We start from the raw sequence: 24,862 nt of genomic DNA on the forward strand, positions 1-24,862 counted from the left end.
GCAGCCCCAACCATTTGCCTGACACACCGAATCGCCAGGTCTCAGGGCCGCTTCGCGCCCCAGCGGGAGCAAGCTCCCTCGCCACTGGGGACGGTGGCGATGGGCAGATTCGTGCATGTTCCCACAGTTATTTTCGGGTAACTGTGGGAGAGGTGTTCACCTCAGCTCCTTCATGGCTCCCCTTCAGGCCAGCTCCACGTCCTTCGGCTCGACGACACTCGGTGCCACTTCGAAGCGATCCGCCAGGAACGGCGTGAGGTCCAGCGGCAGCGGTTCGTTGTTCACCAGCTTGTCCAGCAGCACCCCGGTGATGGCCGAGGTCAGGATGCCGGTGCGGAAATGACCGCAGGCGTTGAGGTAGCCCTCCACCCCGCGCATCGGCCCCAGGATCGGCAATTCATCAGGTGACCCCGGGCGCAGGCCGGCCCAGGTTCGTTTCAGGTTGATGTCGACCAATTGCGGGATACACCGCACCGCGCCTTGCACCAACCCTTCGATCTCCGGATAGGTCGTGGTCACGTCGAAGCCTTTGTCTTCGGTGGTGCTGCCAATGAGGATCTCACCGTTGTCTTTCTGCGCCACGTAGCAGTCGCTGGTGGTCAGGCAGCCGTTGAGGATTTTCGGCATGCGCTCGGTCAACAGGATCTGCCCCTTGACCGGTTTGACCGGAATCCGCACGCCAGTGGCCTGCTCACTCAGGTCCGCCGCCCAGGCACCGGCCGCGTTGATCAGGGTCCGGCAGTTGAATGTCCCCGCCTCGGCGGTTTTCACGCCTGTCACCCGCGTGCCGCTGCGCAGCACCTCGGTCACGCTGGTGTTGAAGAACAGGTCGACACCGTTCTGCCGGGCGCCTTCAGTGTAGGCATCGGCCAGGCGGAACGGACTGACCTGGTGATCGCAGAGAAACTCCAGCGCTCCCAAGGCTTCATGGCTGACATTCGGCTCCGCCTCACGCAGGGCGGCCTGGTCGAGCCAGCGTACCTGATCGGCCAGATGAGGAATGCAGGCAACGATGTGCTCCGCGTACAAACGGTCTTCGTCGTCGTAGATCACGAACTTGAGCCCGGTCTGCTCGAACTTGAAATCCATGCCATGGTTGTCGATCAACTCGCGGTGCAACTGCGGATACATCGCGTTGGACTGCAAGGCGAAATCAAAGAACGACTGGGGCAGGATGTGCGGCGTGCTGGCGTCCACCGCCACCGCGGCGCCTTGGGTCTGGCGCTTGCGGTTGGCCGACATCATGCGAAAGAAAATCACCCCGCAGCCCAGGCCCACCGACTCACCAATGGCCCACAGGCCGCCCGCCGAAGCGCGGGTCGCGTTGCCGGGGCGCTTGGCGTCGATCAGGGCGACTTTCAGGTGTTTGCGCTTGGACAGTTGATAGGCACAGGAGGCGCCGATCACACCACCACCAGCGATGACCACGTCATAGTGCTTAATCATGGGAAACGACCTCGGTGCCAAGGTTCTGGAACGCTGAGAAGGGAATCGGATCGATGGGGAAACGCGGTCGCAGCCAGCCCACGTCGGCACGCCCGGTAGCCTCGCGCAAGCGATCGCTGCAATAGCCGACACACATCCGCCCCTGGCAATCGCCCATGCTCACGCGGGTGCTCATTTTCAGGCTGGCCATGTCTTGCACACCCTGCTCCAGGGCCCGGTCGATGTCGGCGCGGGTGGTGTGCTCGCAGCGACAGATCACCGTATCGGCGGCCGGCAACGCGGTTTGCCCGGCGCCGCGCTGGGTGTAGCGGTCCACGGCGGCGCGGAAGCGAATGATCCGCTCCAGTTGCGCCTGGTAGCGTTCGCGGCGCGCCAGGGCCGTGGACGGATCCAGCACGTTGCGTTGCATCAGGATCGACAGCGCCGCGATGCGTCCACTCAGCATGGCCGCTTCACCGCCGCGAATCCCGCCCATGTCGCCGGCCAGGTGAATGTGCGCTTCGCTGCTTTGTTGCCAGGCATCGGACACGGCCCGCAAATAGCCGTCGTCGCTGAAACCGTGCTCCAGGCCCATCTGCTGGCTCAATTGAGTCCGCGGGATAAACCCGTAGCCGACCGCCAGCGTCTGGGCCGGCACCTGTTCAGCGCGTTTGAGGTCGGGCTCCCAGTTTGTGGAGTAAGGCGCGACGGTAACGACGCTCAACTCTCCCTCGCCGTCAGCCTGCACCACGCCCCAGCCATAGCGCACGGGAATGCGATTGAGCTTGAGGTAGGCCAGCATGCTCAGGCCGTCGAGGAACAGTTGCGGCTTGTTCAGCAACGCCAGGCTTTCCTTGGCGATCCGGCCGAACGCACAGGCCTCATACACACCCGCCACCGCCACGCCCGATGCGTGCAGTTGGCAAGCCACCAGTGGCAACAACGGACCGGTGCCAGCGATCACCACCGGGCTCGGCGGCTTGACCACACCGCTCTTGATCTGCAATTGCAGGCCCCCGAGCATCATCACGCCCGGCAGGGTCCAGCCCGGAAACGGCACGCTGCGTTCGTGACAACCGGCCGCCAGCACCAGATGGGAATAGGCGACCTCGCCCAGGCGCTCGTCGGCATCCAGCAGCATCAGCGCCCGGAAGCCTTCGGCACCCATGACACGGCTGCTCAATCGCACGTCGATCAGGCCGGCGTGTTGCTGGAATTCACCGTGGAGTTTCTCCAGGGCTTCGCTGTAGCGCGGGCCGAGGTAATCCAGGCGTACGCCATCGCGCAACGGTCCGCGATACACCACGCCCCCCAGGCGCGGCGCTTCTTCGAGCAAGGTGCAGCGCACGCCGTGGGAGGCCAGTTCGATGGCTGCGGCCATCCCCGCCGGCCCACCGCCGACAATCACCGGATCGAGGTTCATGGCGCCTCCGTTTCGGTGATGCGGTTGACCCGGGTTTCGATCTGCATGCCGGGGCGTACCAGGGTCTGGCAGGCGCGGCGCTTGTGGCGGCCATCGATCTTGACCAGGCAGCATTGGCATACACCCATGCCGCAATAGGCACCGCTGATCTGGTCGTGGTCGTTGCGGGCCACCTGCCGTTGACCCAAGGACTGGATGACCGTGAGGACGGTTTCACCGTGGGCGGCGCTGACGGCCTGCCCGTCCAGGTGCACCGTCATGTCGGCCTGGGTCAGCGGCTGGATATCAAATTTTCGGCGTAGAAGGTCTTGAGGTTGAATCATATTGCTCTTCCTTGAAAGTTCTGTGGGGCGGGCTCCTTGCGGCACACCACGAGTATCAGTACCTGGCAGCGACAGCGCACTACCACAGGGCAACAGATACAACATGCTGGATCGCGCCGATTTATGTTAGGAGTTATTTGTGACCAGTTGTTGATCCACGCCAGTGAATCCGCTTTTCGGCTCATGAACTTTTTTTCAGAAAGCCGACAGGTATTCTTTGGCAGAATGCTGCGCAATAGCACCGACTTCCCCACACGGTACCGCCCATGAACCGCATCCTGACCATCGAAGACGACGCCGTGACCGCCCGTGAAATCGTCGCCGAGCTGACCCGCAACGGCCTGGACGTCGATTGGGTCGACAACGGCCGCGAAGGCCTGGAACGGGCGGTGAGCGGCGACTACGACCTGATCACCCTCGACCGCATGCTGCCCGAGCTCGACGGCCTGGTGATCGTCACCACGCTGCGCACCATGGGCGTGGCCACGCCGATCCTGATGATCAGCGCCCTCTCCGACGTGGACGAGCGGGTCCGTGGCCTGCGGGCCGGCGGCGACGATTACCTGACCAAACCGTTCGCCACCGACGAAATGGCCGCCCGGGTCGAAGTGCTGCTGCGGCGCAACAATGGCGCCCGCGAACCGGAAACCGCGCTACGGGTGGCCGATCTGGAACTGAACCTGATCAGCCGCGAAGCCAGCCGCAACGGGCAACTGCTCAGCCTGCTGCCCACCGAATACAAGCTGCTCGAATTCCTGATGCGCAACAGCGGGCAGATCCTCTCGCGCATGATGATTTTCGAGGAAGTCTGGGGCTATCACTTCGACCCTGGCACCAACCTGATCGACGTGCACATTGGCCGCCTGCGCAAGAAAATCGACCCGCCGGGCCTGGAACCGCTGATTCGCACGGTACGGGGTTCCGGCTATGTCATTGCTGAACCCCGCTAAAGGCTGGCGCTCCTCCAGCAGCCGTCTGCTGGCGCTGTACAGTTCGCTGTTCGTGATCTGGAGCGCGATCCTGATGGGGGTCATGTATTACGAAGTGTTTGGCTACCTCGACAGCCTGGCCAAGCACTCCCTGATGCAGCGCCAGCACCTGTTCGCCCGGATCCATGGCGATCAACTGGAAGATGCGCTCATGGCCAGCCTGACGCTGGACGAGCGCGGCGTTGACGCCTACGGGCTGTTCGATCCGCAACTGCGCCATTTGAGCGGGCCGATCCTGCGCGTGCCCGCCGACCTGCCCCTTGACGGCAAGATCCACATGCTCGGCGGCTGCGTCGATTCCGATGACCCCGGCGTGCCTTCCGACAGCTGCGACGCGGTGGCGACCCGGACCCAGGACGGTCGCTGGCTGGTCCTGGCCCGGGACAACGGCTCGCTGTTCGCGGTGACACGGATCATCCTGCACGCGCTGTTCTGGGGCGTATCGCTGACCGTCCTGCCGGGCATCGCTGGCTGGCACCTGCTGCGCCGCCGACCGCTACGACGGATTCGCCTGTTGCAGGCCAGCGCCGAAGCCATCGTTGCCGGCGACCTGACCCATCGCCTGCCGCTGTCGAGCCGGCGCGACGAGCTGGACATGCTGGCGGCAATCGTCAATGCCATGCTCGAGCGTATCGAGCGCTTGATGAATGAGGTCAAGGGCGTGTGCGACAACATCGCCCATGACCTGCGCACCCCCTTGACGCGTCTGCGTGCGCAACTTTATCGCATCCAGCAACAGGCGCCGGACGGCTCGCCCGAGGCCTTGCAAATGGATCAGGTGATCGCCGAGACCGACACCCTGATGGCACGGTTTCGGGGGTTGTTGCGGATTTCCGAGCTGGAAGACCAGCAGCGGCGCTCGGGTTTCGTGCGCCTCGACCCGTTGCAGTTATTGCAGGAGCTGCATGACTTTTACCTGCCGCTGGCCGAGGAAGGCGAGCTGACCTTCATCCTCGAGGTGCCTGATGCGCTGCCCCTGCTCAACGGCGACCGGGCATTATTGTTCGAGGCCGTCTCGAACCTGCTGAGCAACTCCATCAAATTCACTCCGCCGGGAGGCACAGTGATCCTGCGTGGGGTCGATCAGGGCGACAGCACCCGCATCGAAGTGCTCGATTCGGGCCCGGGCATCCCCGAGGCGGAGCGCAAGGCCGTGTTTCGCCGTTTCTACCGTGCCGAGGGCAGCAGCCAGCACGGCGGATTCGGCCTGGGCCTGTCAATCGTCGCGGCGATCGTCAATCTGCATGGGTTCACGCTGGAGGTGGGTAGCAGCGAACACGGCGGCGCGCGGTTGGTGCTCGATTGCCGGGGGACACTATTGTAGGGAAACCGCACCTGTGTTGCTGCAGGGAACACTGCACCTGTGGCTCTTGAGCTTTTGTGGCGAGGGAGCTTGCTCCCGCTGGGTTGCGCAGCAGCCCCCCTCTCAAGCTCACTCAATCAACCTGATCCACCGCGTCGCCGGGTTCCAGGGCCGCTGCGCACCCCAGCGGGAGCAAGCTCCCTCGCCACGGGGAATTGGGCACGGCGCGGGTTAGGGGAATGCCTCGAATCAGTGTCAGTTTCAAGAGCAAATCGGTTGGTCGACCGGGATGCTTTTGAGCTTTTGAGCTCTTGAGCTTTTAAGCTTTTGTGGCGAGGGAGCTTGCTCCCGCTGGGTTGCGCAGCAGCCCCTCTCAAGCTCACTCAATCAACCTGATCCACCGCGTCGCCGGGTTCCAGGGCCGCTTCGCGCCCCAGCGGGAGCAAGCTCCCTCGCCACGGGGAATTGGGCATGGCGCGGGTTAAGGGAATGCCTCGAATCAGTGTTAGTTTCAAGAGCAAATCGGTTGGTCGACCGGGATGCTTTTGAGCTTTTGAGCTTTTGAGCTTTTGAGCTTTTGAGCTCTTGAGCTTTCGTGGCGAGGGAGCTTGCTCCCGCTGGGCTGCGCAGCAGCCCCCCTCTCAAGCTCGCTCAATCGACCTGATCCACCGCGTCGCCGGGCTTCAGGGCCGCTGCGCGCCCCAGCGGGAGCAAGCTCCCTCGCCACGCGGTGTGCGGTGCCTGAACTTTGGTGATTAGCCTGTCCTGATTATTTATACCGGGTCACTGCGATGCAGCGGGATATTTTCCAGCTCATAGCGCAGCTCTTCGATCAACTTGGCGATGCTCTCTTCCGAGCGGACGCTGTCGACACTCATGCCGCTCACCACCAGGTCCACCTCGCCGCTTTCACGGTGATACAGGCGTACAGTGAGGGTGCCGTCACCATTGAGGCTGCATTCGCAGGCCAGCGGCGTAAAGCTTTCTTCCAGGCGGGTGCGCAAGGGGGCCAGATGGGTCATGAGATGCACCTCAGCCCTGGGGGCACAAATGAACGGTGGACAGCACCGACCTCCTGGTCCGCATAGGCATCCTGTCGCTCTCATACTGGGTTAGTTCACTGCACATTGTGGCGTATTCCTTGACTGTTTCGTGGGGACGCGACATCACAGACGATGTCGCACACTGACAGCCTAAGGAACCGCCCCCCCATGCAAAACCCGAATTTGCACCAGCATGCCCGGTGCATTTGCACTGGCTATCATGGTGCCTTCATTCGCCATTCGTTTGCGAATAACCCCCGCTCCCGCGCCCAGACAATCGCCTCGCTGCGGCTATGGACATCCAGTTTCGAATACAGCGTAGCCACGTGATTGCGCACGGTATTGGGCGCCAGCTTCAGGCGCGCGGCGATTTCCTTGTCCGCCAAGCCTTCGCAAATCAGCCCCAGCACGTCGCGCTCCCGGGCCGTCAGCTCGGTGAATGACACACTGGGCACCTGGGCGTTGATGCTCTTCACGTTAGCCAATTTTTCAATCAGGGTCCGACTGAACCAGGACGCATCTTTCATCACCTCTTCGATAGCCGCCACCAGCTCCAGCTCCGAGCGTTTGCGCTCGGTGATGTTCATCAGCACCAACAGATAGCAAGGTTTGTCCTGGATGAGCACCGTATCGGCGGCGACCTCACAGTCGATGAGTTCGCCGCCCTTCTTGTGCACCTTGACGTCGATACTCGAGACAGCGGCAGCCTTTTCCAGCCGGGCAAACAGCGCGGCGCTGGCGTCCTTGTCGAGAAAGCCGATTTCCTCCACGGTTTTTCCCAACAGCTCTTCGCTGGCGTAACCGGTGGTCTGGAGAAACGCCTCGTTGATTTCCAACAACTGCTGTTCAGCGCTGCACACCAGCGTGGGTACGGGCGACAGGCGGAACGACTTGGCAAAGCGCTCCTCGCTCTGGCGCAGGGCCGTTTCTGCCTTGCGTCGCGGCTCCATGTCCATGAAGGAAAACAGCATGCAGTCTTCGTCGTGCAGGTCCAGCGGCTGGCCGGCGACGATCACCTGTTTGCAGGTGCCGTCAGGCAATTTCAACTCGGCCTGCATTTGCGGAATGGTCGCGCCCTGCCCCAGGCGTTCGATGGCCAGGTCGCGTCTTTCGGCGGCTTCAAGCACGTCAAGCTCATAGACCGAACGCCCAATCACCTGCTCGCGACTGTAGCCGGTCATCTCCAGGAATCCCGGATTGACCTTGATGTAACGCAGGTCACTGAGGCGACAGATCACCGCCGGTGCCGGGTTGGCCCCGAAGGTTTTCTCGAAGCGCTGCTCGGCGCTGGCCCATTCGGTGGCATCGCTGAGGATCAGCACGAGAAGCTCCGGCTCGCCGTTGCGGTCGGCCAGCACCATGCTGCGGATCCGATGCACCCAGGTCCGATCCGGGTCGGCCTGGGGCGTGACTTCCACCAGCACATCGCTGAACTCATCGCCACGGGCAACCCGGGCGATGGGGTAGTTGTCGTCGCTCAGCGGGTGATTGTTGCGATAACGCAAATTGAAACGCCGGGCGTATTGCCTGGCCGTGGTGCCCAGCTCACTGAGATCCTTGACCCCGTGCATCGCCAAGGCCGCTGCGTTGGCCCAGGCAATGGTCTGGTCGACCTCGATCAACATCACCCCGTCGGACAGCCCGGCAATGATCTGCAGCAATTGACGACGGTTGGTATCGGTGGTCGGGACTTGCTGATTCATTGGGTCTCCATGTGGTCAGTAGGTTTCAAGCATGGATGCGTTGAAGGTTACGACCACATGGGTTTGCAATAGTGCATCGGCCCTTCAAGCCGCCATGCGCCCCTCGGCAATCGCTTGTGAGGCGGCCAGCATCGCTCGCAGCAGCACTGCGCAACCGGCGGCGAGGTCGTCCGGGGCGGCGTTTTCGATTTCGTTGTGGCTGATACCTCCTTCGCAAGGCACGAAGATCATCCCGGCCGGGCCCAGTTCGGCGAGGAAGATCGCGTCATGACCGGCACCGCTGACGATGTCCAGGTGGGACAGGCCCAGCCCTTGGGCAGCGCCGCGTACGGCGTCGACGCAGCCTTTGTCGAAATACAGCGGCGGGAAATCGGCCGTGGGTTTCAAATCGAAGGTCAGGCCGTGCTGCTGGCAGGTGTCTTCGATCACCTGCTTGACCTCGGCGATCATCGAATCCAGCCGCGCCGGTTCCAGGTGACGAAAGTCCAGGGTCATGCGCACTTCGCCGGGGATGACATTGCGCGACCCCGGATAAGCTTGCAGGCACCCGACCGTGCCGCAGGCATGGGGTTGATGACCGAGGGCGGCGCGGTTGACGGCGCCAACGATGATCGAGGCGCCCACCAGGGCGTCCTTGCGCAGGTGCATCGGGGTCGGGCCGGCGTGGGCTTCGACGCCGCGCAAGGTCAGGTCGAACCACTTCTGCCCCAATGCGCCCATCACCACGCCGATGGTCTTGCCCTCGTCTTCGAGGATCGGCCCCTGTTCGATGTGCGCCTCGAAATACGCCCCCACCGGATGCCCGCTGACCGGGCGCGGGCCGGCATAGCCGATGGCATTGAGCGCCTGGCCCACGCTGATGCCCTCGGCGTCGACCTTGGCGAGGGTTTCTTCGAGGGTGAATTTTTCCGCGAACACGCCGGAGCCCATCATGCACGGGGCGAAACGCGAGCCTTCTTCGTTGGTCCAGACCACCACCTCCAACGGTGCTTCGGTCTCAATGTTCAGGTCATTGAGGGTGCGCAGCACCTCCAGCCCGGAGAGCACGCCAAAGCAGCCGTCGAACTTGCCACCGGTGGGCTGGGTGTCGATGTGGCTGCCGGTCATCACCGGTGGCAGGTTCGGATTGCGCCCCGGACGACGGGCGAAGATGTTGCCCACCGCATCGATGCTGACGGTGCAGCCCGCCGCCTGGGTCCATTGCACGAACAGGTCGCGGGCCTGGCGGTCGAGGTCGGTCAGGGCCAGCCGACACACACCGCCCTTGACCGTGGCACCGAGCTGGGCCAGGTCCATGAGCGATTGCCACAGGCGATCGCGATTGATGTGCGGGTGGGTGGATTGCAGGACGTCGATGGCTGCGTTCATGGGGATCTCCATTTTTTCAGGCATGTTTTTGGTGTGCTTGCTCGCGATGAGGCCCTCCCTCACACCGCGGTTTTAGCGACGGACGGGCTCGCTCGCATACTGCACAACCCGTAATAAATCACCCCGCCCAGCGCCGAGCCGGTGAACCAGCCGTAGCTGTAGAACCAACTGAACGCATCGCTGCCCAGGGACAGCAGCGTCAGCACCACCGGCACGCCAAAGGCGATGAAGCCATTCCAGTTCCACGCCGGGTAAGTGTCGTCGCGGTACAACCCGGCCAGGTCCAGTTGCTGTTTCTTGATCAGGAAATAATCCACCACCATGATCCCGGCAATCGGCCCCAGCAGGCTCGAATAACCCAGCAGCCAATTGGAATAGACCGACTCCAGGCTGACCTCGGACACAATCAGGCCAAGCTTCTTCAGCAGTTCGTGGGCCATCAGCGCCAGCCCCACCAACCCGGTGAGCATCACCGCCTTGGTGCGGCCGATCAGTTTCGGCGCCAGGTTCTGGAAGTCGTTGGTGGGCGAGACGATGTTGGCGGCGGTGTTGGTCGAGAGCGTGGCGACAATAATCAGCACCATGGCCAGGGCCACCCATACCGGGCTCTGGATGTGCCCGATCAAGGTCACCGGGTCGGAGACGGTCACCCCCACCAGTTTTTCCGAGGCGGCGGTCATGACCACGCCGAGGGAGGCGAACAGGAACATGGTCAATGGCAGGCCAATGATCTGCCCCACGATCTGGTCTTTCTGACTCCTGGCATAACGGCTGAAGTCAGGAATGTTCAACGACAGCGTGGCCCAGAAACCGACCATGGCCGTCAGGCCGGCAAGGAAGTAGCTGGTCACGCCGGCGCCTTCGGGACGCTTGGCCGGGACCGCCATCAGTTCAGTCAATGAAACGTTGGGCAATGCCCACACCAACAGACCGACGCCCACCAGCACCAGCAGCGGCGCTGACAAGGTTTCCAGCCACTTGATCGACTCGGCACCGCGCAGCACCACCCACAGGTTGATGACCCAGAACACCATGAAGCCGATCACTTCGCCGGTGCCACCCAGGCTCTTCCAGCCTTCGAACACCGAGCCGAGAAACAGGTGGATCGCCAGCCCGCCGAACATGGTCTGGATCCCGAACCAGCCACAGGCCACCAGGGCGCGGATCAGGCACGGCACGTTGGAACCAATCACGCCGAAGGATGAGCGCAAAAGCACCGGAAACGGAATGCCGTACTTGGTTCCGGCAAAGGCATTCAGGGTCAGGGGGATCAGCACGATGATGTTGGCAAACAGAATCGCCAGCAGCGCCTCGCCCACCGTCAGGCCGAAATAGGCGGTGAGCACGCCACCGAGGGTGTAGGTCGGCACGCAAATCGCCATGCCCACCCACAGTGCAGTGATGTGCCATTTGTTCCAGGTTCGCTCATGCACCTTGGTCGGCGCGATGTCGTGGTTATAACGGGGGCTGTCGAGGACGTCGCTGCCGGCTTCAAGCTCGAACAATCCGTCGCGCTCGGTCACTGTTGATCTGGTCATGTCCGCTCCACTGTTTTCATTATTTTTGCTCATCGACGGGCGATGGCCGGAGTACTTGCACGCGTGCTACCGACCACCCCGCCAGACCCACGACGGCACTCAATAACCGTGCCGGATAATGCGCTGAGCTGACCGGATGATCGATATAACCCTTTCAACCTTTTGATGTTTAACGTTTTAAAGCCACGTTGTTGCCTTGTTTCACTCCCTGCTTACCGCCCTTGAGGCTAGATGACCTTCACGCCCTGTCGAGGGGGAGATTCAAAGTGGTGCACCCCGGATCAACGCAAGGTGTCTAGACCGCACTTGCAACGCTTTCAAGCCGCTGATTTACCATGACAAATCTCGCTCAAATAACGATCCTGTCAAGTGCGTCAAAATGGTGAGCAGGCTCACCATTTTGGTGAATTTATAAATTAATACTTTAATTTCAATAAGTTAATTAACGCATAAGCTTATAAAAAATAATCTTGCTCATTTCATAAACTCCAGCTAGCGTCTAATCCTGACAGTCGTGACAAGAATATAAACCGCCACGACTTTACCTACCGTGATCGATAAAACATAAAGAACCGGCAACAGTCGGTCATGCCTGCGAGGAACTCGGAATGTCTCTGTTAATCCGTGGCGCCACCGTTATTACCCATGATGAAAGTTATCGCGCCGATGTGTTTTGCGCCGACGGCGTGATCAAGGCCATCGGTGACAACCTGGATGTTCCGGCCGCTGTCGAAGTGCTCGATGGCGGCGGCCAATACCTGATGCCCGGCGGCATCGATCCCCATACGCATATGCAGTTGCCATTCATGGGCACGGTCGCCAGCGAGGACTTCTTCAGCGGCACGGCGGCAGGTCTGGCCGGGGGCACCACCTCGATCATCGATTTCGTGATTCCCAACCCCCAGCAATCGTTGATGGAAGCCTTTCACCAATGGCGTGGCTGGGCCGAGAAAAGTGCCAGCGACTACGGTTTTCACGTGGCAATCACCTGGTGGAGCGAACAGGTCCGCGAAGAAATGGCCGAGCTGGTCAGCCATCATGGGGTGAACAGCTTCAAGCATTTCATGGCCTACAAGAATGCGATCATGGCGGCCGACGACACCTTGGTCGCAAGCTTCGAGCGCTGCCTGGAACTGGGCGCGGTGCCCACCGTGCACGCCGAAAACGGCGAACTGGTCTATCACCTGCAACGCAAGTTGCTGGCCCAGGGCATCACCGGGCCGGAGGCCCATCCGTTGTCGCGTCCTTCGCAAGTGGAAGGCGAAGCCGCGAGCCGGGCCATCCGCATCGCCGAAACCCTGGGCACACCGCTGTACCTGGTGCATGTGTCGACCAAAGAGGCCCTGGACGAAATCACCTACGCCCGCAGCAAGGGCCAACCGGTCTACGGTGAAGTACTGGCCGGGCATCTGTTGCTGGACGACAGTGTTTATCGCGACCCCGACTGGCAGACCGCCGCCGGCTACGTGATGAGCCCACCCTTTCGCCCACGCGGGCATCAAGAGGCTCTCTGGCACGGCTTGCAGTCCGGCAATCTGCACACCACCGCCACCGACCACTGTTGCTTCTGCGCCGAACAGAAGGCTGCCGGCCGCGACGACTTCAGCAAGATCCCCAACGGCACCGCCGGTATCGAAGACCGCATGGCCGTGCTCTGGGACGAGGGGGTCAACAGCGGAAAATTGTCGATGCACGACTTCGTCGCCCTCACCTCCACCAACACCGCGAAGATCTTCAACCTCTACCCGCGCAAAGGGGCGATCCGCGTCGGCGCCGATGCCGACCTGGTGCTCTGGGACCCGCAAGGCAGCCGCACGATTTCCGCCAAAGCCCACCATCAGCAGGTGGACTTCAACATCTTCGAAGGCAAGACCGTGCGCGGCGTGCCCAGCCACACCATCAGCCAGGGCCGGCTGGTGTGGGCCGACGGCGACCTGCGGGCCGAGCGCGGCGCGGGGCGCTATATCGAGCGGCCGGCGTATCCGGCGGTGTTCGATTTGCTGAGCAAGCGGGCGGAGTTGAACAAGCCAACCGCCGTGAAACGCTGAAACCCGGGCCTTTGAACGTTCCCACGCTCCGCGTGGGAATGCAGCCCGGGACGCTCTGCGTCCCAGAGCGGAACGCGGAGCGTCCCCAGAGGCATTCCCACGCAGAGCGCGGGAACGATCAAGGCAACGAAAAAAACCACTGCCCACCAGAGGCAGCACCTCAAACACCGTGAGGCCCACTCCATGATCCAGCCCTTGAGTCACCTCCCCCATTCCCAGGAAGACCCGGCCACCCTCGCCGCCCGCTTCAGCGACCTGGCGCCACCGCTCAATGCGCGCCAGGCCCACCTGGAAGCCTCCCGGTGCCTGTATTGCTACGACGCACCGTGCGTGAACGCCTGTCCAAGCGAAATCGATATCCCTTCATTCATCCGCAACATCCACCAGGACAACGTCCAAGGCGCGGCCCAGAAAATCCTCTCGGCCAACATCCTCGGCGGCAGTTGTGCCCGGGTCTGCCCCACGGAGATCCTTTGCCAGCAAGCCTGCGTGCGCAACAACGTCCATGAATGCGCGCCGGTATTGATCGGCCAGCTGCAACGCTACGCCGTGGATAACGCCCATTTCAGCGAACACCCGTTCAAGCGTGCCGCCACCACTGGCAAGCGCATCGCCGTGGTCGGGGCCGGCCCGGCGGGCTTGTCCTGCGCCCATCGCAGCGCAATGCACGGCCATGACGTGGTGGTTTTCGAAGCCCGTGAAAAAGCCGGCGGCCTCAACGAATACGGGATCGCCAAGTACAAACTGGTGGACGACTACGCCCAACGTGAACTGGACTTCCTGTTAGAGATCGGCGGCATCGAAATCCGTCACGGCCAAAAACTCGGCGAGAACCTGAGCCTGAGCGACCTGCACCAGCAGTTTGACGCGGTGTTCCTCGGCCTCGGCCTGGCGGCCAGCAAACAACTAGGCCTGAGCGACGAACAGGCGCCGGGGCTGCTGGCCGCCACCGACTACATCCGCGAACTGCGCCAGGCCGACGACCTCAGCCAGTTGCCCCTGGCCGACCGCTGCATCGTGCTCGGCGCCGGCAACACCGCCATCGACATGGCCGTGCAAATGGCTCGCCTCGGCGCCCGGGACGTTAGCCTGGTGTACCGCCGAGGCTTGGAAGACATGGGCGCCACCGGCCATGAACAGGACATCGCCAAGGCCAATCAGGTGCGCCTGTTGACGTGGGCGCAGCCGCAACAGGTGTTGCTCGATGACGCGGGGAAGGTACGCGGCATGCGTTTCTCCCGCACCCATCTGGAAAACGGTCGGCTGGTCATCGGCACCGACACCTTCGACCTGCCCGCCGACGCCATTTTCAAAGCCATCGGCCAAGCCTTCGATGACAACGCACTGGTGGACCCGCTGGCCCGGGAGCTCAAGCGCCAGGACGGACGAATCCTGGTGGACGAACACCTGCGCACCAGCATTCCCGGTGTCTACGCCGGCGGCGATTGCACCAGCCTGGACCAGGACCTCACCGTGCAGGCCGTGCAGCACGGCAAGCTCGCCGCCGAGGCGATCAACGCTCAACTCATGCTCAACGTGGAGGCTGCGTAAATGGCCGATCTGTCGATTGTCTTCGCCGGTATCAAAGCCCCCAATCCGTTCTGGCTGGCCTCCGCGCCGCCCACCGACAAGGCCTATAACGTGGTCCGCGCCTTCGAGGCCGGCTGGGGTGGCGTGGTCTGGAAAACCCTCGGTGAGGATCCAGCGGCCGTGAATGTGTCCTCGCGTTATTCGGCCCATTACGGCGCCAATCGCGAGGTGTTGGGCATCAACAACATCGAGCTGATCACCGACCGTTCCCTGGAGATCAACCTGCGGGAAATCACCCAGGTGAAAAAGGATTGGCCAGACCGGGCGTTGATCGTGTCGCTGATGGTGCCCTGCGTCGAAGAATCCTGGAAACGCATCCTGCCCCTGGTGGAGGCCACCGGCGCCGACGGCATCGAACTGAACTTCGGCTGCCCCCACGGCATGCCGGAACGCGGCATGGGCGCGGCGGTCGGCCAGGTGCCGGAGTACGTCGAGCAAGTGACCCGCTGGTGCAAGACCTATTGCTCGTTGCCGGTGATCGTCAAGCTCACGCCGAACATCACCGACATCCGCGTCGCCGCCCGGGCCGCCCATCGCGGCGGTGCGGACGCGGTGTCGTTGATCAACACCATCAACTCCATCACCAGCGTCGACCTCGACCGCATGGTCGCCCTGCCCAGCGTCGGCAGCCAGAGCACCCATGGCGGTTATTGCGGCTCGGCGGTCAAGCCCATCGCCCTGAACATGGTCGCCGAAATCGCCCGCGACCCACAGACCCACGGCTTGCCGATCTGCGGCATAGGGGGCATCGGCAGTTGGCGCGACGCGGCGGAATTCATCGCCTTGGGCAGCGGCGCGGTGCAAGTCTGCACCGCCGCAATGCTGCATGGCTTTCGTATCGTCGAAGAAATGAAGGACGGCCTGTCACGCTGGATGGACGAGCACGGCCACGCCAACCTCCAGGCCTTCTCCGGGCGCGCGGTGGGCAACACCACCGACTGGAAGTACCTGGACATCAACTACCAGGTCATCGCGAAAATCGACCAGGAGGCCTGCATCGGCTGCGGTCGCTGCCACATCGCCTGCGAAGACACCTCACACCAGGCCATCGCCAGCCTCAAGCAAGCAGACGGCACGCGTAAATATGAAGTGATCGATGAAGAATGCGTGGGCTGCAACCTGTGCCAGATCACCTGCCCGGTGCAGGACTGCATCGAAATGGTGACGGTGGACACGGGCAAGCCGTTCCTGGATTGGAACCATGATCCGCGTAATCCCTATCATGTGGCGGTTTGAAAGTTGAGGTGCCTGGGCTGACGCCATCGCGAGCAAGCTCGCGATGAGGCCCTAAGCCACAGCATAAAACCTCAGGGCTCCAACCCAATCCCCCGCAAAATCACACTCGTCACCGTCTGCACCGCCCGTTCGAACTGCATGTCCGACAGCGGCTGGTGGTCGTTGAGGATGTTGATCTGGTGGTCGAAGTCGGCGTAGTGCTGGGTCGAGGCCCAGATCATGTAGAGCAGGCTTGAGGGTTCTATCGGGAGGATGCGTTTGTCTTCCACCCACTGGCGGATCTTCGCTTCCTTCATCTTGGCCCAGTCGTAGAGACTGGCGTCCAAGGCCTGGCCTAGGGTCGGGGCGCCGTGGATGATTTCGTTGGCCCAGACTTTCGAGCCATAGGGGCGGCTGCGGGAGTGGTTCATCTTGGCGCGGATGTAGCTGCTGAGCACCACCCGGGGGTCGTCGAACATTTCGAAGCACAAGGCGTCCTGCTTCCAGACCTCCAGCAGGTCGAAAAGCACGGCGCTGTAGAGTTCGCTCTTGGTGCTGAAGTAATAGTGCAGGTTGGAACGGGGCAATTGCACTTCGGCGGCGATGTCGGCCATGGCGGTGCTGCCGAAGCCTTTTTCGGCAAAGACCTTCTCGGCGGCCAGCAGGATTTTCTCGACGTTACTGCGACGAATCTCGATCTTGTGATTGCCCATGAGGGCTCCCTGGGGACAGCGTTGGCCAAGGTTAGCATTCACTCACTTTCGATAACACTGGGGGCTCGCTCCCTATTTGACCGTGCATGTTCAGGCGGATGTGCACAGTGCCCTTGTGGCGAGGGAGCTTGCTCCCGCTGGACTGCGAAGCAGACCCAGGTTCTTTGTTTCAGCACAATTTTTTTGGGGCGGCTTCGCCACCCAGCGGGAGCAAGCTCCCTCGCCACGGGGGGTTATGTCGGCTGACGGGTTTCGATGTTGTCCAGTGCACGGTTTGCCAGCAGGCTGCCCAGTTCGATCAGTTGTTGGATGCCCAGGAGGAAATGCCGGCGTGAACCATCCAGGTCGAAAGCCAGGTCGTTGACCATGACATTGGCCGAGGCCAGGGTTTCGCTGAGGTTGGCGAGCAGGCTTTCGGTGTCGACGTTTTGGATGACGGTGAAGAGTTGGACGGGCGCAGCCTCGGCTTCGGGCTTGTCCGGCTTGGGGTTCAGGTAATAGTCGAGTACGCGCTCGGCGGCTTCGTCGAGTTTCTTGGTTTTTTTGCGTGGTGGAGTCGGGTCGGTGTCCGGTGGGTTGGGGGTTACTTTGAACATAGTTGAAGCTCCGATGCTGTAGTAAGGGAGCCAACACCCTCTCGCTACCAAACGAATTAGGGTGGCGGCCATACGAAGGTTGGTAGACCGGGCATCGGAGCCGGCGCCTCCGAAGAGACCCTGCGCATGGCCACCAAAAAGCGAAGTGCATGATTGCACTTGCAAGAGATGACGCTATGCACCGACACCAGGGCTACCAAACCCGATCGCTGATTCCTCAGCGACCCGGAAACGATAAAACCCGACCGCCAGGCGCACAAGCCGGCGGATTCTGGCGCAGGTGTAGGCAATGGCGCAAGACAACGTAGCCCGATCCAGAAGGATCCTACATTCGGATAAACACTGCCCTGTTTGGACTGGGAATAGGGTCAACAGCACACCTGTGGCGAGGGAGCTTGCTCCCGCTGGGTGGCGAAGCCGCCCCAAAAATTTGTGCTGAAACAAAGAACTTGGGCCTGCTTCGCAGTCCAGCGGGAGCAAGCTCCCTCGCCACAGGAGACTTCTGCATCCATTAGATCGTGGGCATTCGACTAATGTCTTAGACCAGTCATCGCACAACTACACCCCGCACAACTGTTTTCAGAGTCCCGTACAGGCCTGGCGTCAAAGCCTTCTATCTTCATTTCGCTCACCTGCAACCATCGAAACGCCTCATTTTGAAGCACCCTCGGCTTGGATAATTCCGATAATGGCCAGTTGACAACGACGTGCGGCTTCCAAATAATCGCCCTCATGTTGTACGACGACGTATAACAAATAAAAACAACAAAAAAGTAGGGAGCGTCATAGTGAGCACACGTGTCCGTTTTTCGCCCGAGCACCGTCCAAACCACCGTACCCTTCTCAACACCAGCCCTGCACTGATCCTGCTCGGTTGCAGCAGCCTGTCTCTGTTTCTCCCGATGACCGCCAGCGCCGAAGGCTTCGTCGATGATGCCAAAGCCACGCTGAACCTGCGCAACGCCTATTTCAACCGTAACTTCACCAACCCGAACAATGCCCAAGGCAAAGCCGAGGAATGGACCCAGAGTTTCATCCTCGACGCCAAGTCCGGTTTCACCCAGGGCGTGGTCGGTTTCGGCGTGGACGTGCTCGGCACGTACTCGCTCAAGCTCGACGGCGGGCGCGGCACCACCGGCACGCAACTGCTGCCGGTGCATGACGACGGTCGCCCCGCCGATGACTTCGGTCGCCTGGGCGTGGCCCTCAAAGCCAAGGTGTCGAAAACCGAACTGAAAGTCGGCGAATGGATGCCGGTGCTGCCGATCCTGCGCTCCGACGACGGCCGTTCCCTGCCGCAAACCTTCCGTGGGGGCCAGGTGACCTCCACCGAAATCAGCGGCCTGACGCTGTACGGTGGCCAGTTCCGCGCCAACAGCCCGCGCAACGACGCGAGCATGGAAGACATGTCCATGAACGGCCGCGGCGCGTTCACCTCCGACCGTTTCAACTTCGGCGGCGGAGAATACGCCTTCAACGAAAAACGCACCCAGGTCGGCGTGTGGTACGCGGAACTGTCCGACATCTACCAGCAACAATATTTCAACCTGACCCACAGCCAGCCCATCGGCGACTGGACCCTGGGCGCCAACCTCGGCTACTTCACCGGCAAGGAAAACGGCAGTGCCCTGGCCGGCGACCTGGACAACAAAACCGCGTTCGCCATGCTCTCGGCCAAGTACGGCGGCAACACCTTTTATGTCGGCCTGCAGAAAGTCGGCGGCGATGATGCCTGGATGCGCGTCAACGGCACCAGCGGCGGCACCCTGGCCAACGACAGCTACAACTCCAGCTACGACAACGCCAAGGAAAAATCCTGGCAACTGCGCCACGACTTCAACTTCGCCGCCGTTGGCGTGCCGGGCCTGACCCTGATGAACCGCTACATCAGTGGTGACAATGTGCACACCGCCACCGTTGACGACGGCAAGGAATGGGGTCGCGAAACCGAACTGGCCTACACCGTGCAGAGCGGCGCGCTGAAAAACCTCAACGTGAAATGGCGCAATGCGTCGATTCGCCGGGACTTCAGCACCAATGAGTTTGATGAAAACCGGATTTTCATCAATTACCCTATCTCGCTGCTATAAAACATCTCCGGTTCCACTTGATGAGTAGCGGCGTGCAGGTACGCCGCTATTTTTTCAATAATTTCTGCGCCAGCGCCAAGGCTTCATCTTCAGTGGTTGCGATGAGCATGGGATAACCCCAAAATTTTTCATACATGATTGCGAACGCTTTGCCTGCCAGCCGTTTGGCGAGACTTGATTCGATATGAATCGAGGCTTTGACATAACGCTTGAGTTCGCTTTTGTGGCGCTTCATCCACAAGGTCATTTGTTTCAGTTCCTCTGGCGAGTGTTCCGGTTGCTCCTTGTCCAGACCTTCATTGCTGATCAATACGAAGGGCTCATTGCGAGCAAGCACGGCTTCGAACTCGGCGAGAGACTCTTCTTGGCTATGGCCCAGTGTGGCTTTTTGCATCCAAACGAACGGAAATTGTGTGGCGTCTATACGCATTTCTATAGTCCTTCGACACGTTGCCAAACTTCTGTGATGTCCCGCGGTTTCAGGATACTCTGCAAGCGAGTCGGCTTAATTGCACAGTCTGGCCACAATATTGTTCAAATCAGCCGTTTTGAGGGGATTAGCGTGGGGCGCACACCTGTTATGGCGAACACGGCCAATAGAGACACGGTGACTGTTTGGGACGTCGACAGCATTTCCCGGCCTGTCGTTGCCCTCAGCGCTTCGATGGTGAGCAAGGATTGGGAGCAGGCCAGCCATCAACATCGTAAGGCGCAACTGCTTTATTCCGTGCGCGGCATCCTTAATTGTGAAATAGAAGATGGCGTCTGGATCGTTCCACCCCAATGTGCCGTATGGATACCCGGTGGTTTGTCACATGCGACACGTGGTTCAGGAGAAACAGAATGTTATTGCCTGTTTGTTGAACCTGATGCCGCTCCGGATCTTCCGCGAAGCTGCTGCACGATTGGCGTATCACCGCTGTTGCGCGAGTTGCTGCTGAAGGCGGCGGCGTTCTCGGGAGACGCTGTCAATGTCGCGCGCGAAGACCGCTTGATCGCAACGTTGTTGGACGAATTGTCGGCAGCCCCCGTGGAGGACCTGCATTTGCCGATGCCTCGCGACACGCGTCTGCGCAGGCTCGCTGAAATGCTCTTGGCCGACCCTGCTGTTAAGGTTTCGGTGCGCGAGTGGGCTACTCGCATTGGCATGAGTGAGCGCAGCATGAGTCGGCTTTTGCTGCAGGAAATAGGGATGAGTTTTGGACGTTGGCGTCGGCAATTGCATGTGATTGTGTCACTGCAACGCATGACCAGGGGCGAGAGCGTCCAATCGGTTGCGTTGGAACTCGGTTATGAGGGACCCAGTGGTTTCATCACGATGTTCCGCAAAACCGTAGGCAAACCGCCTGTGCAATATCTCTCCGCACGCTCAGCCAGCGCTCTCATCTCAGGTGAATCATTGCCCGTGCCGTCAATCCTGTTTCCTGACGACCTGTAATGGCTTGTAGGCCATCTATCCGAACCTGACCATCCTCGTGGCGGAAGGAAAACGGCCAATCGCTGACATTGGCTGAACTGGAAAATAATCTGGCCATCCTTCGATATCTGGCAACGGCGGCTTGTTGCTAGATTGCGCGACAACGAATGCAAATCAGTTTCACTTGAGACTGATTTGTCACTTCTGTTCTCCGGCCTGGCGCCGGTTGAGTTGTCGGCCCTTTCTCAAACCCGTCTCTTGACGGTCGGCCGCTGTCTGTTTTTTTCTTGATAAGGAATGGCTGATGTGGAGTTCGTTGACTTACTGCGGTGAGAGGCGTCCTTGCGTGCCTGAGCGTTTGCTGAAAAATCCGGTTACTGCAGCGCTGTTGGTGCTTTTAGGCAGTTCGAATTGTGTAATGGCGCAGGACCCTGTCGAAGCCGATGAGAGCACTCAGTCTCAAGGCGTGATAATTCTCCCATCGGTGACGATAAGCGGGACGAGGACACCTGATACCACCCCGACGGAAGGGACGGGACTTTACACCATCGGTCAAACCACGGCCGCGACTCGCTTGCCGCTGACGTTGCGGGAGACGCCGCAATCCATTTCCGTGGTAACACGTCAGCGCATGGACGATCAGAAGCTGGATACAGTCCAGGGGGTGCTGGAGAACACGACTGGCATCTCGTCTTACCAATCAGATAGCCAACGTACGAGTTTTTATTCCCGAGGCTTTCTGATCGACAACATCCAGTATGACGGCATACCCGCCGTCATCGGCGATGTCATAAACGGCAGCGGAATCAGCGATCTGGAAACGGCATTTTACGACCGTGTCGAAATTGTGCGCGGGGCTAACGGGCTGCTCACCGGCACGGGTAATCCGTCAGCTGCGATCAACTTGGTGCGCAAAAGACCAACGCCAGAGTTCTCGGCCTCCACTTCTATCAGTGCGGGGTCTTGGGACAATTTCCGAGAGATGGGGGATATTTCCGTACCGTTGACAACCGACGGTCGTATCCGAGCACGTATGGTAGGGGTCAATAACGATGGTCACTCCTACATCGATGGTTACCAAACACAAAAGCAAGCTTTCTACGGGATCATTGAGGCAGATCTCACCGAAGACACCACCTTGGATATAGGGTACGACTATCAGAACAGTTCCCCTGAGCGACCGACATGGGGCGGTGTTCCTCTCTGGTTCAGCAACGGCTCAGAGGCAGAATGGTCGCGCTCCAAATCCCTGGCCGCGGACTGGAATCGCTGGGACAGCACCCGGCAGACTGCCTTTGCCGAACTTGAACACCGGTTTGATAACGGTTGGAAAGTTCACAGTATGGTGAACCAGTACCGCACTAAGTATGACTCCCAGTTATTGGGCGGCTTTGGTACACCCGACCAGGAGACTGGATTAGGTATTTTCCCTAATGGCGTTTATCCGGTTGCGTTGGCCGGCAAAGGGAAAAGCCGTCAAAACACCTTTGATGTGATGGCGAGCGGTCCCTTCGATTTTATGGGGCGCCAACATGATCTGGTAGTAGGCGCTATGAGTTCTCGGTATACCTCGAACAAAGACGATATCAGTCCCTTTTTTGTAGGGTTCACGCCCGGCAATATCTACAATTGGAATAATCATTTCCCCAAGCCCGACTTTGATTCAATGGCGTCTGTGCCGACCGATACCGAGGTTAAACAGCGCGGCTTCTATAGCACAGCGAGATTCTCATTGGCCGACCCATTGAAACTGGTTGTCGGAGGTCGGTTCAGTCGGTACGAGATCGACGAGACCGCAGGTGGGACGCCGTTCAATTATAAAAAGAGTAACGAGTTCACGCCCTACGCAGGTCTGATATACGAGATTGATAGTACGTATTCCGTCTATATCAGTTATACCGGCATATTTAACCCGCAAACATCGTTCCGAGACAGCAATGGCAATGTCCTCACGCCGACGGAAGGCAAGACGAAAGAGATTGGCGTCAAGGCTGAATACCTGGAGGGGCGATTGAATGCGTCTGTCGCATTGTTCGACACTGAACTGGACAATGCTGCACAACCGGATGGCAGTCTCCTTACGCCAGCCGGTGCGCAAGCTTACAAAGGGGTTGATGGCACCCAATCCCGCGGGGTCGAGTTTGACCTGCAGGGTGAAGTGGCTCCCAATTGGAACATCTACGCTGGCGTCGCCGCCTTCACTGCCAAGGATGGCAACGACGCCAGGCTGAACGCACAGGTACCGCGCACTACCGCTCAGATGTTCACTACGTACAAATTACCTGGCATGTTGGAAAAGTTGACTTTGGGCGGAGGCGTCAGATGGCAAAGCCGCTTCTTAAGCAGCAGTACGAGCACAAGGGTAGCGGAACAAGACCCCTATGCGCTGACGTCACTGATGGCACGTTATGAGTTGTCAAGGAACATGGACCTATCAATCAATGTCAACAATGTGTTCGATAAAAAATATGCAACCCAGAAAGGCGATTTCGATACTGTCAGTTACGGAGCGCCGCGTAATGCCCTGATGACGTTGAACTATAAACTGTAGTTTGCGCGGCTAACCGAATCACTCCATCACCTTAAGCTCCGCGGCCTCGTCAAACTTCGACCGGGCCGCTTCAACCTCGGGCAATTTGTCGAGCGTCCATTTATGCAACTCGCGAAATGGCTGCTGCAATGTTCGACCCAGCGGGGTGATCTCATACTGCACTGCCACGGGCGAGAACGAAATGATCTGGCGCGAGACGAGACCGTTGCGTTCCAGCCGCCGCAGGCACTGGGTAAGTGCCTTCTGGGTGACGCCCTCCAGGCGACGTTTGATGGCGTTAAAGCGATGCGGTCCGTCATCGAGCACCGCCAGAACCATCATTGACCACTTATCCGCGATCTGGTCGAACAACTTATTCCGTCCTTTTTCCATCCGGTCGCTCGAACTGAAAAACCGCATTGTCATGGCGCCGATGACGCGTCTGTTCTCACCCGAGGGCATCCCGGGGGACGCGAGCACTGCCTATTACTGGCGGCGGGCAGAGGGAGGTGTCGGGCTGATTTTGTCGGAAGGCACCGTGATTGATCGCCCGGCATCGCGTAATGATGCCGGTATTCCTTTTTTTTCACGGCGAAGCGGCGCTGGCTGGATGGAAGAACGTGATCGATGCCGTCCACACGGCTGGCGGGCGCATGGCACCGCAGATCTGGCACACCGGCTCCACGCGTTACATCAACGACTGGGAGCCAGATGCACCCGTTGAAAGCCCGTCGGGCCTTGTTTCGCCAGGTGACCTGCGTGGCGTGGCGATGAGTGAAGAAGACATTGCCGACACGGTAGCCGCCTTCGCCAAGGCCGCAGCAGATGCCAAGCGACTGGGCTTCGATACCGTTGAGATCCACGGAGCCCATGGTTATTTGATCGATCAGTTTTTCTGGTCTGGTAGCAATCTGCGCACCGACCGCTACGGCGGGCCGACAATCAAGGAACGCTCGCGTTTTGCCAGTGAGGTCGTCTCTGCCGTTCGTCAGGCTGTTGGCCCTGAATTCCCGATCATCATGCGCGTCAGCCAGTGGAAGCAACAGGACTACGGGGTGCGCGTTGCTGAAACGCCGGCGGTGATGGAGGACTGGTTGTTGCCACTGGTCGAGGCCGGTGTCGACGTCCTGCACTGCTCGCAGCGCCGCTTCTGGGAACCTGAGTTTCCCGAAATTGACGGTGAGAACGGGTTGAACTGCGCGGGCTGGGCGAAGAAAGTCACTGGCGCCACCACCATCAGCGTCGGTTCGGTTGGGCTGGAGAATGATGTCACTAACGCCTTCGCCGGAAAGGGCTCAACCCCCGCGAGTCTGGATCGGCTCATTGAGCGTATGGAGCGCGGAGAGTTCGATCTGATTGCAGTAGGGCGTGTGTTGCTGAGTGACAAGGATTGGGTCGCCAAGGTGGAAAGAGGCGATTACGCGGATTTGAAGGGCTTCAATCCGGCCTCTTTAGCTGAATTGGTTTGAATTGCGGGGTGGCCCGGGCATTTACGCGCAGGCCACACCTTCAATCTAATGAGAATGGATGCACAGCTTGAACTCAGTA

Annotated in this window: 19 protein-coding genes and 1 pseudogene; 9 read left to right on the forward strand and 11 right to left on the reverse strand. The window is 60.1% G+C overall.

All coding sequences use genetic code 11. From position 1 onward, the window contains the following. Positions 1-183 precede the first annotated feature (183 nt). Genes hcnC through hcnA form a run of 3 tightly spaced genes read right to left on the reverse strand, consistent with a single transcriptional unit; the run spans position 184 to position 3,171 of the window. Positions 184-1,446 carry a cyanide-forming glycine dehydrogenase subunit HcnC gene (hcnC, locus tag BLT00_RS05250; protein WP_092146029.1) on the reverse strand — a complete coding sequence of 421 codons (1,263 nt, stop codon included), beginning with the start codon at positions 1,444-1,446 and terminating at the stop codon, positions 184-186. Continuing rightward, on the reverse strand, positions 1,439-2,848 hold the full coding sequence (gene hcnB / locus BLT00_RS05255; protein ID WP_092146031.1) for a cyanide-forming glycine dehydrogenase subunit HcnB: 1,410 nt from the start codon (positions 2,846-2,848) through the stop codon (positions 1,439-1,441). The genes hcnC and hcnB overlap by 8 nt, the downstream gene beginning before the upstream one ends. Then, complete coding sequence (hcnA, locus tag BLT00_RS05260) at positions 2,845-3,171, reverse strand: cyanide-forming glycine dehydrogenase subunit HcnA (protein WP_092146033.1); 327 nt, start codon at positions 3,169-3,171, stop codon at positions 2,845-2,847. Before hcnA ends, hcnB begins: the two co-directional genes overlap by 4 nt. A 266-nt stretch (positions 3,172-3,437) precedes the next feature. Here hcnA and BLT00_RS05265 point away from each other — a divergent pair, with 266 nt between their 5' ends. Together BLT00_RS05265 and BLT00_RS05270 are read left to right on the forward strand one after the other, a co-directional pair. Beyond that, entirely contained in the window at positions 3,438-4,121 is a 684-nt protein-coding gene (locus BLT00_RS05265; protein ID WP_047230191.1) for a response regulator transcription factor, read from the forward strand. Next, the gene (locus BLT00_RS05270; protein WP_092146035.1) at positions 4,099-5,484 is read left to right on the forward strand and encodes a sensor histidine kinase; all 1,386 of its coding nucleotides are present in this window, start codon (positions 4,099-4,101) and stop codon (positions 5,482-5,484) included. The genes BLT00_RS05265 and BLT00_RS05270 overlap by 23 nt, the downstream gene beginning before the upstream one ends. A 752-nt stretch (positions 5,485-6,236) precedes the next feature. Here the strand turns inward: BLT00_RS05270 and BLT00_RS05275 are convergent. From BLT00_RS05275 to BLT00_RS05290, 4 genes are all read right to left on the reverse strand, one after another. Continuing rightward, positions 6,237-6,485, reverse strand: coding sequence for a DUF1652 domain-containing protein (locus tag BLT00_RS05275; protein ID WP_092146037.1), 249 nt, complete (start codon positions 6,483-6,485; stop codon positions 6,237-6,239). A 239-nt stretch (positions 6,486-6,724) separates the two neighbouring features. Beyond that, positions 6,725-8,209, reverse strand: coding sequence for a helix-turn-helix transcriptional regulator (locus BLT00_RS05280; protein WP_092146039.1), 1,485 nt, complete (start codon positions 8,207-8,209; stop codon positions 6,725-6,727). A gap of 84 nt (positions 8,210-8,293) precedes the next feature. Beyond that, the gene (locus BLT00_RS05285) at positions 8,294-9,577 is read right to left on the reverse strand and encodes a Zn-dependent hydrolase (protein ID WP_063320667.1); all 1,284 of its coding nucleotides are present in this window, start codon (positions 9,575-9,577) and stop codon (positions 8,294-8,296) included. Between the two features lie 59 nt (positions 9,578-9,636). Then, positions 9,637-11,115, reverse strand: a complete 1,479-nt coding sequence (locus tag BLT00_RS05290) for an NCS1 family nucleobase:cation symporter-1 (RefSeq protein ID WP_092146041.1) — start codon at positions 11,113-11,115, stop codon at positions 9,637-9,639. A 608-nt stretch (positions 11,116-11,723) separates the two neighbouring features. Here BLT00_RS05290 and hydA point away from each other — a divergent pair. From hydA to preA, 3 genes are all read left to right on the forward strand, one after another. Beyond that, positions 11,724-13,163 carry a dihydropyrimidinase gene (hydA, locus tag BLT00_RS05295; RefSeq protein WP_092146043.1) on the forward strand — a complete coding sequence of 480 codons (1,440 nt, stop codon included), beginning with the start codon at positions 11,724-11,726 and terminating at the stop codon, positions 13,161-13,163. A gap of 183 nt (positions 13,164-13,346) precedes the next feature. Next, entirely contained in the window at positions 13,347-14,714 is a 1,368-nt protein-coding gene (locus tag BLT00_RS05305; protein ID WP_092146047.1) for an NAD(P)-dependent oxidoreductase, read from the forward strand. After that, positions 14,715-15,989 (forward strand): NAD-dependent dihydropyrimidine dehydrogenase subunit PreA, encoded by a 1,275-nt coding sequence (preA, locus tag BLT00_RS05310; protein ID WP_092146049.1) that lies wholly within the window; start codon positions 14,715-14,717, stop codon positions 15,987-15,989. It begins immediately after the preceding gene. Between the two features lie 71 nt (positions 15,990-16,060). Here preA and BLT00_RS05315 read toward each other — a convergent pair whose 3' ends face one another. After that, positions 16,061-16,681, reverse strand: coding sequence for a TetR/AcrR family transcriptional regulator (locus BLT00_RS05315; protein ID WP_092146051.1), 621 nt, complete (start codon positions 16,679-16,681; stop codon positions 16,061-16,063). A gap of 233 nt (positions 16,682-16,914) precedes the next feature. Further along, positions 16,915-17,277: a DUF6124 family protein gene (locus BLT00_RS05325; protein ID WP_092146055.1), complete on the reverse strand. Its 363-nt coding sequence runs from the start codon at positions 17,275-17,277 to the stop codon at positions 16,915-16,917. A gap of 902 nt (positions 17,278-18,179) precedes the next feature. Here BLT00_RS05325 and BLT00_RS05330 point away from each other — a divergent pair. Then, positions 18,180-19,367, forward strand: a complete 1,188-nt coding sequence (locus tag BLT00_RS05330; RefSeq protein WP_371914686.1) for an OprD family porin — start codon at positions 18,180-18,182, stop codon at positions 19,365-19,367. A gap of 46 nt (positions 19,368-19,413) precedes the next feature. On the opposite strand, the gene BLT00_RS05335 is transcribed toward BLT00_RS05330, so the two are convergent. Then, positions 19,414-19,797 carry a hypothetical protein gene (locus tag BLT00_RS05335; RefSeq protein WP_092143034.1) on the reverse strand — a complete coding sequence of 128 codons (384 nt, stop codon included), beginning with the start codon at positions 19,795-19,797 and terminating at the stop codon, positions 19,414-19,416. A 150-nt stretch (positions 19,798-19,947) separates the two neighbouring features. Between BLT00_RS05335 and BLT00_RS05340 the strand changes: the two genes are divergently transcribed. Together BLT00_RS05340 and BLT00_RS05345 are read left to right on the forward strand one after the other, a co-directional pair. After that, on the forward strand, positions 19,948-20,805 hold the full coding sequence (locus BLT00_RS05340) for an AraC family transcriptional regulator (protein WP_092143037.1): 858 nt from the start codon (positions 19,948-19,950) through the stop codon (positions 20,803-20,805). A gap of 325 nt (positions 20,806-21,130) precedes the next feature. Beyond that, a complete protein-coding gene (locus tag BLT00_RS05345) occupies positions 21,131-23,335 on the forward strand; it encodes a TonB-dependent siderophore receptor (protein ID WP_256572752.1) in 2,205 nt (734 codons plus the stop codon). An 18-nt stretch (positions 23,336-23,353) separates the two neighbouring features. On the opposite strand, the gene BLT00_RS05350 is transcribed toward BLT00_RS05345, so the two are convergent. Further along, on the reverse strand, positions 23,354-23,656 hold the full coding sequence (locus tag BLT00_RS05350; RefSeq protein ID WP_256572753.1) for a winged helix-turn-helix transcriptional regulator: 303 nt from the start codon (positions 23,654-23,656) through the stop codon (positions 23,354-23,356). On the opposite strand from BLT00_RS05350, the pseudogene BLT00_RS05355 reads away from it, so the two are divergent. After that, positions 23,607-24,783: pseudogene (locus BLT00_RS05355) on the forward strand (NADH:flavin oxidoreductase). The gene BLT00_RS05350 and the pseudogene BLT00_RS05355 sit on opposite strands and share 50 nt — an antisense overlap. Positions 24,784-24,862 lie beyond the last annotated feature (79 nt).

The organism is Pseudomonas sp. NFACC51, from assembly GCF_900103575.1.
Lineage (GTDB): Bacteria > Pseudomonadota > Gammaproteobacteria > Pseudomonadales > Pseudomonadaceae > Aquipseudomonas > Aquipseudomonas fluorescens_Q.